The sequence below is a fragment of the Pseudoalteromonas phenolica genome (assembly GCF_044788725.1).
GTDB classification, from domain to species: Bacteria; Pseudomonadota; Gammaproteobacteria; order Enterobacterales; family Alteromonadaceae; genus Pseudoalteromonas; species Pseudoalteromonas phenolica_C.
Genome location: NZ_CP173161.1, coordinates 2,491,525 through 2,504,385, shown reverse-complemented (window position 1 = coordinate 2,504,385; position 12,861 = coordinate 2,491,525). Strand labels below are relative to the sequence as shown.

Genomic DNA, 12,861 nt, shown 5'->3' with positions numbered 1-12,861 from the left:
ATGCGCGTATTTAAAATGACGTTATCGGGCATTGCTCTGGCTGTGTTGTCAGGATGTGCAAGTGCCCCAAATATTGACCAAGCACAGCACACGTCGCAAACCTTCAGCAATGCGTTAAGCACACATGTGTTGTTATCTGAAGTGGCGAAACAAAGCGAACAAAACTGGTGGCAGCAACTGAACATCGCTGAGTTAGACCAACTTGTGGTTGATGTATTGGACAAAAACCAAAATTTAAAAGCTTCAATGGCGCGTTTGCGCGCCGCCCTTGCTGGGTTATCAATGCAGCAACGCGCAAATTTGCCGCAAGGTGGCTTAGCGGTATCTGGTAACCGTTCTAATACGCCTAGCAGTTCAAACCCAAACGCAGATGTTGTGAGTTCAGCCGCCGCCGGTGGTAACGTGAATTGGCAACTGGATTTGTCGGGTCGCATTGCAGCACTTACTTCAGCAGCTGAAGCGGTTGCAGTTGATAGCCAAGCGCAATATCAGCAGTTAGTGACTGAGCTGGTTAGCACGTCTGTTCGTAGCTTTTTACAATGGCAGAACTTACAACAGCAACAAGCATTAACCCTTAACCAATTAAAAGCGCTCGAAGACTCGATGGAAATCATTCAAGTGCGTATTGAAGAGGGCATAGCGACTGAGCTCGAGTTAAATAGAACACGTGTGCAGTACTATGAGCTCAAGCAACGATTGCCTCAAATTGGTGTTGAGCTTGCCCAAGTTGAGCAAATTCTAAGTGCATTAACCGATAAACGTGCCGATGAACTTAGTTTTACTGTATTGAGTCAAACAGACTACGATGCGCTTAATTTAACAGTAAATGTGCAATCGGCAGATGACGCACTCATGCAACGCGGTGATATTCGTTCAGCGATGGCTAAGGTGCATCAACAAGGTTATTTGGCACAAAGTGCAGAGCGTGCGCTTTATCCTGATATTAGTCTATCGGCCTTTGCTGGCGTATTAAATATACCGGGTATGAACTTCAATAATACCCAATCGAATTGGCAAGTTGCGCCAAGCATCAATTGGTCTTTATTCAGTTACCCGCAGTTATTAGCTCAACTTGACGCTCAAACTGCATTGTCAGAAGCAAGCTATCACAGTTATAAGCAAACTTTGACCGATGCATTGTCGCAAACCGAATTGTCTTTGCGTGCGCTGCAACATGCTCAGCAGCAGTTTGCACTCTCTACGCAAACTGTAAAAGCCGCGCGTGCTGCCTATCAACAAGCTGAAGCAGGATATCAAGAAGGGCAATTAGCCTACCTTGATTTACTTGCAGCAAGACAAGACGTGCTCAGTGCTGAGCGCAGCCAAGTGTTGATCCGCAACCAGTGGTTAAGTGCTTCTGTTGCAGCATATAGCCAATTGAGCGGTGGCTGGTCATCACAATTAGTATCTAACCTTTAAAAGAGGAGGCCTCATGTACAAGGATAACAACAAAATGAATGCATTGGAGTTACGCCAACATGGGGCTGACTTCGATTTGGAAATGACACAGCTCGATTTGCCTACTCCTAGAGGCAATGAGCTATTGATAAAAGTAGAGTATGTCGCATTAAATCATTTGGATGCCAGCTTTGCTGTAAAAGGCTTTAGCCAGTGGCAATATCCGCATATTTTGGGCTCGGATGCTGTGGGTACGGTTGTTGATGCACCAAAAGGAGTATTTCCGGCTAAAGGCGCACGGGTTTTATTTCATGCGAACCTTGCCCAGCAAGGCATGCTAAAGCAATTTACTGTTATGCCAAATCATGCGGTTTCTGAGTTACCACAGCAAATTGAAAGTGAATTAGCTGTGGCATTGCCAAATTCGGGTATGGCGGCATTACTTGCACTTGAAAAAATTAAGCTGCAAGAAGGGGACACACTCGCAATAAATAGTGCGCAAGGCGCAGTGGCTCATTTTGCGATCCAGTATGCAAAGAAACAGGGAGCACAAGTATTTACGTTTGCTCAAAAGGTGCATCATAAACGTTTGAAAAAACTGGGTGCTGACTTTGTGTTTGATTGTAGTAAAAAAGACGATGCAATCTGTGCGCAAATAAAGCACGAAATTGGCCCTGATGGCTTTGATTGTGTGATCAACACAATCGGCAAAGAAAGTGTCGTTCAAGATATTCAAAAACTGAGATTCTGTGGGCGTATAGCTTGTCTAAATGGGTTTTCTGCGATCCCAGATGAGTTACTATTCGAAAAAGCGCCTAATATTGGCGTAGTGTCGATAGCGGGGGCTTGGTTAGCAAATAGTTTATGCGCACAGCAGCATTTATGTTTTATGGGCGAGACACTTTTAAAAGACATTGAGAGTGGAGTCATACAAGCACCAGAAATAGAGTTGATAGAGTTTAACGCCGAAAAAGTCAAAGACACGTTACAGTGCCTTTTGAACCAAACCTGCATCAGGCGACCGGTTGTTAAAATTATTTAATATTTGTAAAAGCTTATCCAAAATAAGCTTTTACAAAGTCGATAAATACTCTCAGTTTATAAGGCGGGTAAATGAGCTGAGGGTAGAGCATATAAAGCCCGCCACTGTTTTTTATTTTTTCTTGTTGTAACACTTCAACGAGCTGATCAGAATCTAGCTCATCTTTAACGAAATAATTCGCGACCCTGAAAAGCCCCGCGCCTTGTTGGGCGGAGCGCTTTAACATGTGGTTATCGTTACTAGATAGCCAACCATTGACGCTTACTTGCTGGGAAATAAAAGGCCAGATGGTTTGCTCAGTTACTGTCAGGCATTGGTGGTTTTCTAAGTCAACAAGCGAGTCTATTGAGGCACTTGATTTCAGATATCTCGGTGAGGCAACAATGATATGCTCATAGTCGAACAGCTTATTGGCAACCATGTTATCTGGCGGTGATGAGGTGGCACGAAAAGCCAAATCAAAATCTTGTTGGTTTAAATTAAACGTTCGGTAGCTTGAATTAATTACAAACTCAATATTCGGGTGCTGTTGTTTAAACTTATGGCAAATGTCGAAAAGAAAGTTGCTCGCAAACATTTTTGGTGCAGTGAGTCTTATAACCCCAGCAACTTGTTGTGAGTCAGTGGTTTTTTCGATATCAAACAACTGGGTTCTTATTCGCAATGCTTGTTCATAAACGTGAACACCTTGAGCGGTAAGTTTGACACTACGCGTTGTTCTGATAACTAAAGGCGTTTTTAAATGGGTCTCAAGCTGTTTTATTTTTTCAGAAAGATAACCTTTAGAGATCCCTAACTGCTCAGCGGCTTTTGTAAAGCTAAGTTGTTCTGCTAGTGTTAAAAATAGCATCAGCAACTCAACACGTTTATGTTCATTTATAATCATTACTGTTTGCTATATAAAACAATGTTTTCTTAATTATACCCTTTTATTCATAGCACAGAACAATAAACTAGTGAGACTAAAAACAAATTAAGGTGATTTGATGACGAAACAGACTTTACCACTTCAAAAATATTATCCTCAATCTAGTCGAATTGCATACGGGTGCATGGGGTTAGGCGGTGAGTGGGATAATTCTTCGATCATGAATAAAGACATCTCACAAGCGCATTCTGTGATTGAAGCGGCTATGGCTTATGGTATTAATTTCTTCGACCATGCTGATATCTATCGAAACGGTAAAGCTGAACAGGTTTTTGGTGAAGTGTTAAAGAAAAAGCCTGAACTGAGAGAAAACATGATACTGCAATCTAAATGCGGGATCCGTTTTAAAGAAGGGGTTTTACCTGGTCGGTATGACTTTTCTGAGAAGTGGATCAAACACTCAGTTGAAGGCAGTTTAAGACGTTTAAATACAGAGTACTTAGACATTTTAATGTTGCATAGACCAGATCCCTTAATGCAAGTTGAAGAGTTAGCAGAGACATTATTGGAATTAAAATCAGCAGGCAAGGTCAATCATTTTGCGGTTTCTAATATGAGTCATCACCAGATTTCATATATGCAGAAACATCTTGAACTGCCAATAATCGCAAACCAAATCGAGATGAGTTTAGGAAAGCTGGATTGGCTGAACGACGGTGTCATGGTGGGCAGTGCGGGCAATCATCAGGTGGATTTTGTAAGTGGTACTTTAGAATATTGTCAAAATGAGGGGGTACAACTCCAAGCTTGGGGATGTTTAGCAAAAGGTCGATTCTCAGAGCAAGGTTTGCAGTCAGAGTGTAATGTGACGAGAGAAACTACGAAACTCATTTTTGAATTGGCAGAAGCACATCATGCAACACCAGAAGCGATTTTATTGGCATTCTTATTAAAACATCCTAGCAATATACAGCCTGTCATTGGCACAACTAATTTAGATAGAATAAAAGGTGCGACCATGGCACTCGATTTTGAGCTGACCAGAGATGAATGGTATAGCCTGTTTGTCAGTGCCCGAGGACAAGCGCTTCCCTAACTGGATATCAAAAAGACCGCCGGAAGGCGGTTTTTTGTATTAAAATTTTTACAGTGAACATAACCTTTACGTTAACGTAAGCTTTTTCTTCTCAGGTAATAGCTATTTTTAACTTAAGGAAATATTTTATTGATGTTAATTGAATAATTTTTCTCTTAATTTGTTTTATGTTGAATTTAATTTGCGCTGTTGTAGATTTGAAGGGGATGATTGCCTCAATTTATAGAGAATTTATAAATATAGTGATAGAGTCGATGCAGTTTCAGCGCTATGCCCATTTAAAAGGGTAAAAAATTCGGAGAACAAAAAGTGGCTGTATTTAACCAAGTTGAATTTGATAACCATGAACAAGTTGTATTTTGCTCAGATAAAGAGTCTGGCTTAAAAGCAATTATTGCTGTTCATAGCACTAAGTTAGGTCCTGCGGTTGGCGGTTGCCGTATGTGGGATTACGCGAAAGATGAAGACGCTGTATATGACGTACTTCGTCTATCAAAAGGTATGACATATAAAAATGCGGTAGCGCGTTTGCCTTTTGGTGGTGGCAAATCAGTGATCATTGGTGATGCTAAAACAATTAAATCTGAAGCGTTATTTAGAGCTTTCGGTAAACAGCTTGAGCGTTTAGGTGGTACTTACTACTCAGCTGAAGATGTAAACATCACTACCGGTGATGTGATGACAATGCACAAAGAAACCAACTACGTTATGGGCCTAGAAGGCAAAAGTGGTAACCCATCTCCATTTACTGCGTTAGGTACATTCTTAGGTATTAAAGCTGCCTTTAAACATAAACACGGTCATGAAGATCTAAATGGTGTTAAAGTATCTGTTCAAGGTTTAGGTGCTGTAGCTTACACTTTATGTAAATATTTACATGAAGCGGGTGCGCAACTATTCGTAACAGATATTAATCAAGAGTCAGTAGACAGAGTTGTAAATGACTTTGGTGCGACTGCTGTAAATATTGATGAAATTTACGATCTAGATGTTGATGTGTATGCGCCATGTGCGCTTGGTGCAACAGTAAATGACGATACAATTCCTCGTTTAAAAGCGCAGATCATCGCGGGTTGTGCAAATAACCAATTAGCAGAATCTCGTCACGGTGAAATTTTACGTGAAAAGGGTGTTTTATATGCACCGGATTATGTTATTAACGCTGGTGGTATTATTAATGTTTACTACGAAACTAAGCCTGCGGGTTATAACGAAGCTGACGCGACTAAACACGTTGAAGGTATTTATGACACGCTAGCAGAAATCTTCAAGCGTTCAGAAGAAGAGCAAAAGTCGACGCATATTATTGCAGATGAGCTTGCACAGGAAATTATTGCAAACGGTCTATAATCTCTTTGCATTATAGCGAGCAATTGTTCTAATAGAGGGATGTAATTCTACATCCCTTTTTTTATGAAAAAAATTGATATGTCGGTTTGGCCCAGAGCTGAGCACTTTAAGTTTTTCCTTCCTTTCAACCAACCTTATTTTAACGTTGTACTCGATCTAGAAATTAAAACGTTATTCGACTTTGCAAAAACTAATCAACTTAGTTTCACCGCTTGTTATCTATATTGTCTTCACCAAGCAATAGCAGGGTATGCCCCGATCAGATACCGAATAGTAGATGAACAACCTGTAGAGGTTGAAAACATTGCTTTAAGTACTGTGTTTTTAAAAGAAGATGAAAGTTTCAGGTTTGTACCTCTGAAAAATCAAGATGGTATAAAGGCGTTTCATCAACATTACGAGCAACAAAAGCAATTACATTTAAACAAAACACTGATTAATCCGCTATTTTTAGAAACAGCTGAGCGAGTAGAACAGGTATATATATCCATTTTACCTTGGTTCAAATTTACAGGCTTTAAACATGCTGAGCACACGCCAATATCCTCCGGTATTCCGAAAATCGTGTTTGGCCAATATCAACAAGAGCTGGGGATAATGCCAATTTCAATTGAAGTACATCATGCTTTAATGGATGGCTTGCATATTTCGCAGTTCATCGACGTTTTTTATCAAGTCATCGCAGATGTGGTGGCTGAAAAATAGCCTTTATCACTGATGTTTTTGGTCTTATTCCAAAAAAAAATAAAAAAAATAAATGTGAGTTTTAGTTGTTAAATATCAGTAATTTAGCTTTGATTTGTCTAGAATTAAAACTTCAGTTACAGGATGTTTTTCAGCTGTAACAAAATGTAAAAACAATGTGTTCATTGCGCGCTTTTTACCATGAAATCGGCATTTATTAGAGCCTGTGATGTTAAAATTATGTTTTTTCTAAAAAATATTAATGCGTATGGAGGAAAGAAGTTTTACTAGTGAAGTTGACACATGGCCTTGCATTTAGCATTATTGGAAAGTTGATATCTGTAAAAAGATATCAGGGTAGCTCTACTTATAAAGAGCAAAAAATTATAAAAGTAACATTACTTAATTGGTTGGGAACTATGTCTGTTAAAATCAGAAAGAGTCTTGTAGCTACAGCACTTCTAGGTGCAACAGCTTTCGCAAGCAGCAACGTGATTGCAGATCCTTTGAATGACATACAAAAAGTAGGTCAGCAAACTCAAACGGCTGCAAAAAAATCACAAGAAAAAATTGATAACATTTATGGTCAAACTCAAGAGATGATCGGTGAGTACCGCAGTGTTGTTGATGAAACAGAATTATTAAAAGTTTATAACGACCACGTTGCGCGTTTGGTAGCAGACCAAAACGCAAACATCGAGTCACTTAATCGCCAAATCGGTACGATTGAGAAAACTAAACAGGACGTTGTGCCTCTGATGTATCGCATGATCGATACGCTTGAGCAATTCATCAAAGCGGACGTTCCGTTTGAAACTGAAACTCGTTTAGGCCGTGTTGAAAAACTACGTGACCTTCTTTCTAACGCAAAAGTAACGACTTCAGAAAAATTCCGTCAAGTACTTGAAGCTTACACGATTGAAACTGATTACAGCTCAACTCAAACAGCTTCTCAAGGTTCACTTGAAATCAACGGTAAGAACATTAACGTTGACTTCGCACGTCTAGGCCGTGTTGCTTTCGTTGCACAGTCGTTCGACCTTAAGCACGCTTGGGTTTGGAACAACTCAACTAAGCAGTGGGATGAGCTAGGTGAAGAATATCTTAAGCCTGTTAAAACGTTCATTCGTATCGCACGTGGTCAGGCTGCTCCTGAACTACTAGCACTACCAATCTTTGGCGCGGAGTAATAAATAATGAAAAAATTATTTAAAGGTTTTGCAGTTGCTGCTGCGTTAACTGTTTCTGCGGGTGCTGCATTAAATGCACATGCTAATACAGAAGCACTAGACAAAATCCTTCAAGAAGTTAAGCAAAACCGTATTTCTGAAGGCAAAATCAACAAAGCGCGTGAGCAAGAGTTCTTATCAGCTCGTGCTGACAAGCAAGCTCTTTTAAACAAAGCTAAAAGTGAACTTGCTGCTGAGAAAGCTCGTGGTGACCGTTTAAACAAACAGTTTAAGCAAAACGAAATCACGCTAGCTGAAAAAGAAGTTGAACTTCAAAATGCAACGGGTACTTTAGGTGAGATGTTCGGTGTTGTTCGTCGTTCAGCGTCTGAAGCTATCGGTTCAATCGAAGCTTCACTAGTAAGTGCTGAAAAACCAGGACGCGCAGAAGTTTTACGTTCACTAGCTGCTGCTAAAGAACTACCAACTACACGTGAACTAGAAGAGCTTTGGATTGCATTCCAAACTGAAATGACTGAATCTGCAAAGACTTCTACTTTCGAAGCACAAGTAGCTGAGTTAAGCGGTGAAATCAATACTAAGCAAGTAACTCGTGTAGGTAACTTCAACTTAGTAACTAAAGACGGCTATGTTGTTTATGACGCAGCTAACAAATCAATCGTACCACTAGGTAAGCAACCTGACTCTTTCGTTTTAGACACCGTTGCTGATCTACTTGCTACTCAATCTGGTTCTTACACTAAGTTCTACGTTGACCCGGCTCGTGGTGCAATCTTACGTCTAAACACTCAACGTGCTACTCCTGAAGAGCGTTGGCACCAGGGTGACACAGTTGGTTACATCATCACTGCATTACTTGCAATTGGTGCGTTACTAGCGTTAGTTCGTTTCCTAGACCTACTTATGGTTAGTGCTAAGATCAAAGCACAGGTTAAGAACATCAATACGCCTAACGAAAACAACCCACTTGGTCGTATTCTTAAAGTTTACCACGACAACAAGAACCAAGACGTTGAAAACCTAGAGCTTAAACTTGACGAAGCTATTCTACGTGAAACGCCTCGCATCGAAGCTGGTATCAACATCATCAAGATCTTAGCTGCTATCGCACCGCTACTAGGTCTACTTGGTACAGTTGTTGGTATGATCTTAACATTCGAATCAATCACACTATTCGGTACTGGTGATCCGAAGATCATGGCTGGTAACATCTCTCTAGCGCTTGTAACAACAGCACTAGGTCTAATCGCAGCTCTACCTCTAATTCTATTACACGCAATCGTTTCAGGTCGTAGTAAAGCAGTTTTACACATCCTTGACGAGCAAAGTGCTGGCATCGTTGCTACACATGCGGAGAAGGAGAAAGCCTAATGCTAGTCCTGATGGAGATTTGGGAATCTATCAGGGATTTTGTTGGCACAGGCGGCCAGGTTTTATACGTGGTCGCGATAGCACTCTTTCTTATGTGGGTATTAATGATTGAGCGCTATTGGTTCCTACTAGCTGAGTATCCGAAAATGAAAGCGGATATCGTAGCTAAGTGGGACGCCCGCCAAGACACTACGTCTTGGTACGCACACAGAATCCGCGATGCATGGATTTCTGAAGCGTCTGAAAAATTAGAAGCGCGCATGTTGATTATCAAAACATTGGTAGCCATGTGTCCATTAATCGGCCTACTAGGTACTGTAACGGGTATGATCAGCGTTTTCGAAACGATGGCAACTCAGGGTACTGGTAACGCTCGTCTAATGGCATCGGGTATTTCAATGGCAACGATACCAACAATGGCAGGAATGGTTGCGGCACTATCTGGTGTATTCTTTAGCACTCGCCTTGAAGCAAGAGCGAAAATGGCTAAAGAAAAGCTAGTAGATAGTTTGCCTCATCACTAAAGAGAGATATTAATATGGCACGTAAACAGCGTTTTCGTGAGGAAGAAGAAGCGGCAGTAGATATGACGCCGATGCTAGACATCGTATTCATCATGCTTATCTTCTTCATCGTAACAACTTCTTTCGTTAAAGAAGCTGGTATTGAAGTACAAAAGCCGAAGGCTGCACAAGCTCAAACTAAAAAGAATGCGAACGTATTCATCGCGATCCGTGAAAACGGTGAAATCTGGATGGATAAGCGCGCAGTTGACGTTGAGCGTGTAAGTGCAAACCTTGAGAGCATCCTTGCTGAGCAACCAACTGAAACTATCATTATTCAAGCTGATAAAGGCGCGAAGCATGGTGTGGTTGTAAAAGTTATGGACCAAATCAAGGCGACTGACGATCAACTAAAAATCTCAATCGCTGGAGCTAAGTAATGATTCGTTTTCTGTTTTCACTTGTAACAGGTGGGGCAGTTACTTTCGGCTTATTTTATTTTATGGCATTTCTGATCTCTGGCGGAGCAGATAGAGCTGAAGATAAAAAAGAAGAAATTGTAGTCGAAATTTTGACGAATCCACCTGAATCAGAGGTTCAAGAGCGCAGACGTGTTCCGCCTCCACCTCCGCCGCCGCCGCAGCAGCCGCCTAAACCGCAGCCGCCGCAGCCTGACAATGCTAACCCTAACCCAGGTGCAATTGGTTTTAATATGCCTAGCATCGACATTGGTGGGACAGCAGGAGGCCTGAGTGGCCCAGGCGACTTTGGTCGTGATGGTGATGCAACACCGATCGTTCGTATTGAGCCAAAATATCCGACTCAAGCGGCACGTGATGGTAAAGAAGGTTGGGTACAACTTTCATTCACTATCAATGAGCTTGGTGGTGTTGAAGATGTAGAAGTTATTGATGCTGAACCAAAGCGTATTTTCAACCGTGAAGCAATTAGAGCTTTGCGTAAGTGGAAATACCGTCCTAAGATCATCGATGGCAAGCCTCAAAAGCAGCCAGGTCTTACAGTTCAGTTAGACTTTAAGCTTAACCAAGGTTAATAAGGAGCGAAGAAATGAAGCAATTACATAAAGCAACAGCTCTTGCGCTACTTATTTCGCTTACAGGTGTTTGCAGCAGCAATGCTGTTGCAGCACCAGACCCAGCTAAAATCGAAGCTCGTAAGAAAGCTAAGACAAAGATTATGGGTGAGCGTACTGGTAAGAAAGTTGTTAAAGCTTTTGAGCTTTACAATAACGACCAGCTTGATGAAGCGATTGCATTATTAGAAGAGTTAGAACCTTCTAATGACTTTGACAAAGCAACTGTTGACCGTTATTTGGGTAATTTATATGCCCAGAAAGAAGATTATAACAAAGCAATTGATTCAATCTTATTGGCGATTAAGCCAGATGTATTGAACTTTAAAGATCAAGGCGATCTTTTCAAACTGCTTGGTGATCTTTACATGGGCCAACAGAAGTACTCTGAAGCGATTAAAACTTACAATGATTGGATGGACTTTACTGGTGAACAAGACGGTAAAGTTTATGCTCGAATCGCTCAAGCAAACTGGGAATTAAAACAGTATGCAAAAGTACTAGCTCCTGCAGATAAAGCAATTGAACTTGAAAAAGAGCCAAGTAAGTCATATTACATGCTTAAAATTGGTGCTTATTTTGAGTTAAAACAATTCAAAAATGCAGTTAAAGTTGCTGAAACACTTATTAAGTTGTTCCCTGAAGATGGTAAAAACTGGACTCAATTAGGTTCTTTCTACATGCAGACTGAAGACTTTTCGAAGGGTCAGACTGTTATGGAAATTGCTTATGAGAAAGGTTATTTTGAAAAAGAAAACCATTATAAAATTCTAAGTAGTTACTATTCACTTAACGATATTCCTTATAAAGCTGCCATTGTTATGGAAAAAGCGATTAAAGAGGAAAAAGTTAAGCGTACAAAGCAAAACGTTACAGCGGTTGCAAGTTACTTCCACCAGGCGAAGAACTTACAAACTGCTGCTAAGTACTATGAAGAAGCTGCAAAGTTTGACGACGATGCAGAACTATTTAGAAAAGCAGGTAGCTTGTTACTTACAGAGCAAAAGTATAGTGCAGCTGTGGAGCGTTTAAACAAAGCGCTTGAGCTGGGCACAGACAAAAAGGGTACTACTTACTCTGACTTAGCTGAGGCTTATTTATACCAAGAAAAGTATAAGCAAGCTTATAGAGCTATTGTCAAAGCGCAAGAAGATCCTCGCACTCGTAAGTTCGCAAGAGGCTGGGCAACGTTCATTAAGGACAAAGCGCAGCGTAAAGGCGTAAGCTTATAATTTAAAAAGCCCCGAAAGGGGCTTTTTTTATATTTGGGATCTAAGGTGATAAATAAACATTTAATTTTAAGTCTGCTAGCTTTGTTGTTAGTGGCCTGTTCAGAAAAATCAATCCAAACAACCTTTACAGAAGCTCAACTTAGCATAAAGGAAATAAATACAGCTTTGTTAAACGAGCAGAAAGTCGACGAAGTTAAATACCTACCATTTAGTGAAGCTTATTTAAAAGATAGGCACCTTATACTCAAAAATGTAGCATTCACCTCTTTGACGGCCGAACAACAGTCTGAATTGCAATACCTTATTATTCAAGAAAGGTATCCGGAGCGTTACTTGCCTTGGCCTGCTATAACAAATGTCGCAAAGCATTTAAATAGCGCGCAAAAAGCAGCATGGCAAAAGCTAGTAGTTTCGAAATTAAAAGAAGCTCAAGAGAGTAAAATCTTTTATAACAGGTACGAATTAGAGCAGTTAATCGACTATTCAAAGTCAGATAATCTAGACGATTTACAAGCATACCTTGAGGGTTATAAGCCACGAAGTCGTCTGGGTCTTTATCAGCTTCCTAATGGTAAAGAATGGTACCAGAGTAAAATAAACTATTATTATTCAGCTGTAGAGAAACCGATTACTCTATTAGCAAAAATACAAAAAGTAAGCTCTGAACAAAAAACGAATTCTACGATCTTGGAAAACTTCGATTTAATCGAAGTTGCTAAGCAAAACTGTAAAATTGAAGCCGGTCTTAATTGGATTGAGCAATATATCAATTTGCCTGCGACATTTAAAAACTGCGATATGTCTAAGCTGAGTAAATATCGTAAATCAGTGTTGGTTTTAGCTGAAGTAGACTTAGGCATTCATTATCAAGCTTGGTCAGAGCAGCAAGCCTTAGTTACTTTAGTTCAAAAACTTGAGATTGATAATATTCAAGCTAAAGCCTTGTTAACAGATATCATCTTCAAGCCTGCTGCGGTTTTAGCTGCTGCAAGACCTTTTTTACTAGATAATTAAAAACCTTAAAGAAAGAACAA

13 protein-coding genes are annotated in these 12,861 nt (G+C 40.4%); 12 read left to right on the top strand and 1 reads right to left on the bottom strand.

Annotated features, from left to right (window positions below):
• Nucleotides 1–1,419: a TolC family protein gene (locus ACH784_RS11465; protein ID WP_404390302.1), complete on the top strand. Its 1,419-nt coding sequence runs from the start codon at nt 1–3 to the stop codon at nt 1,417–1,419.
• Nucleotides 1,420–1,432: 13 nt separating this feature from the next.
• Nucleotides 1,433–2,440 carry a zinc-binding dehydrogenase gene (locus ACH784_RS11460; RefSeq protein WP_404390300.1) on the top strand — a complete coding sequence of 336 codons (1,008 nt, stop codon included), beginning with the start codon at nt 1,433–1,435 and terminating at the stop codon, nt 2,438–2,440.
• A gap of 13 nt (nt 2,441–2,453) precedes the next feature.
• Here ACH784_RS11460 and ACH784_RS11455 read toward each other — a convergent pair whose 3' ends face one another.
• The gene (locus tag ACH784_RS11455) at nt 2,454–3,326 is read right to left on the bottom strand and encodes a LysR family transcriptional regulator (RefSeq protein ID WP_404390298.1); all 873 of its coding nucleotides are present in this window, start codon (nt 3,324–3,326) and stop codon (nt 2,454–2,456) included.
• 100 nt (nt 3,327–3,426) lie between these two features.
• Here ACH784_RS11455 and ACH784_RS11450 point away from each other — a divergent pair, with 100 nt between their 5' ends.
• The 10 genes from ACH784_RS11450 to ACH784_RS11405 all read left to right on the top strand — a co-directional run bounded on the left by ACH784_RS11450 (nt 3,427) and on the right by ACH784_RS11405 (nt 12,841).
• A complete protein-coding gene (locus ACH784_RS11450) occupies nt 3,427–4,404 on the top strand; it encodes an aldo/keto reductase family oxidoreductase (protein ID WP_404390296.1) in 978 nt (325 codons plus the stop codon).
• Between the two features lie 309 nt (nt 4,405–4,713).
• Nucleotides 4,714–5,754, top strand: coding sequence for a Leu/Phe/Val dehydrogenase (locus ACH784_RS11445; protein ID WP_404390294.1), 1,041 nt, complete (start codon nt 4,714–4,716; stop codon nt 5,752–5,754).
• Between the two features lie 63 nt (nt 5,755–5,817).
• Complete coding sequence (locus ACH784_RS11440) at nt 5,818–6,459, top strand: CatA-like O-acetyltransferase (protein ID WP_404390292.1); 642 nt, start codon at nt 5,818–5,820, stop codon at nt 6,457–6,459.
• A gap of 398 nt (nt 6,460–6,857) precedes the next feature.
• Entirely contained in the window at nt 6,858–7,628 is a 771-nt protein-coding gene (locus ACH784_RS11435) for a DUF3450 domain-containing protein (protein WP_404390290.1), read from the top strand.
• A 6-nt stretch (nt 7,629–7,634) separates the two neighbouring features.
• Entirely contained in the window at nt 7,635–8,999 is a 1,365-nt protein-coding gene (locus tag ACH784_RS11430; protein WP_404390288.1) for a MotA/TolQ/ExbB proton channel family protein, read from the top strand.
• Nucleotides 8,999–9,523: a MotA/TolQ/ExbB proton channel family protein gene (locus ACH784_RS11425; protein WP_058030193.1), complete on the top strand. Its 525-nt coding sequence runs from the start codon at nt 8,999–9,001 to the stop codon at nt 9,521–9,523. The genes ACH784_RS11430 and ACH784_RS11425 overlap by 1 nt, the downstream gene beginning before the upstream one ends.
• Before the next feature lie 14 nt (nt 9,524–9,537).
• On the top strand, nt 9,538–9,942 hold the full coding sequence (locus ACH784_RS11420; RefSeq protein WP_058030192.1) for a biopolymer transporter ExbD: 405 nt from the start codon (nt 9,538–9,540) through the stop codon (nt 9,940–9,942).
• Complete coding sequence (locus tag ACH784_RS11415; protein WP_404390285.1) at nt 9,942–10,556, top strand: energy transducer TonB; 615 nt, start codon at nt 9,942–9,944, stop codon at nt 10,554–10,556. Before ACH784_RS11420 ends, ACH784_RS11415 begins: the two co-directional genes overlap by 1 nt.
• Before the next feature lie 14 nt (nt 10,557–10,570).
• Nucleotides 10,571–11,827, top strand: coding sequence for a hypothetical protein (locus tag ACH784_RS11410; protein WP_404390283.1), 1,257 nt, complete (start codon nt 10,571–10,573; stop codon nt 11,825–11,827).
• Nucleotides 11,828–11,872: 45 nt separating this feature from the next.
• Entirely contained in the window at nt 11,873–12,841 is a 969-nt protein-coding gene (locus ACH784_RS11405) for a hypothetical protein (RefSeq protein WP_404390281.1), read from the top strand.
• Nucleotides 12,842–12,861: the final 20 nt, after the last annotated feature.

What these genes read in the sequence shown, in the direction of transcription:
- ACH784_RS11465 (WP_404390302.1), top strand. Translation starts at nt 1, where the DNA reads ATGCGCGTATTTAAAATGACGTTATCGGGCATTGCTCTGGCTGTGTTG.
- ACH784_RS11460 (WP_404390300.1), top strand. Translation starts at nt 1,433, where the DNA reads ATGTACAAGGATAACAACAAAATGAATGCATTGGAGTTACGCCAACAT.
- ACH784_RS11455 (WP_404390298.1), bottom strand. Translation starts at nt 3,326, where the DNA reads ATGATTATAAATGAACATAAACGTGTTGAGTTGCTGATGCTATTTTTA.
- ACH784_RS11450 (WP_404390296.1), top strand. Translation starts at nt 3,427, where the DNA reads ATGACGAAACAGACTTTACCACTTCAAAAATATTATCCTCAATCTAGT.
- ACH784_RS11440 (WP_404390292.1), top strand. Translation starts at nt 5,818, where the DNA reads ATGAAAAAAATTGATATGTCGGTTTGGCCCAGAGCTGAGCACTTTAAG.
- ACH784_RS11435 (WP_404390290.1), top strand. Translation starts at nt 6,858, where the DNA reads ATGTCTGTTAAAATCAGAAAGAGTCTTGTAGCTACAGCACTTCTAGGT.
- ACH784_RS11430 (WP_404390288.1), top strand. Translation starts at nt 7,635, where the DNA reads ATGAAAAAATTATTTAAAGGTTTTGCAGTTGCTGCTGCGTTAACTGTT.
- ACH784_RS11425 (WP_058030193.1), top strand. Translation starts at nt 8,999, where the DNA reads ATGCTAGTCCTGATGGAGATTTGGGAATCTATCAGGGATTTTGTTGGC.
- ACH784_RS11420 (WP_058030192.1), top strand. Translation starts at nt 9,538, where the DNA reads ATGGCACGTAAACAGCGTTTTCGTGAGGAAGAAGAAGCGGCAGTAGAT.
- ACH784_RS11415 (WP_404390285.1), top strand. Translation starts at nt 9,942, where the DNA reads ATGATTCGTTTTCTGTTTTCACTTGTAACAGGTGGGGCAGTTACTTTC.
- ACH784_RS11410 (WP_404390283.1), top strand. Translation starts at nt 10,571, where the DNA reads ATGAAGCAATTACATAAAGCAACAGCTCTTGCGCTACTTATTTCGCTT.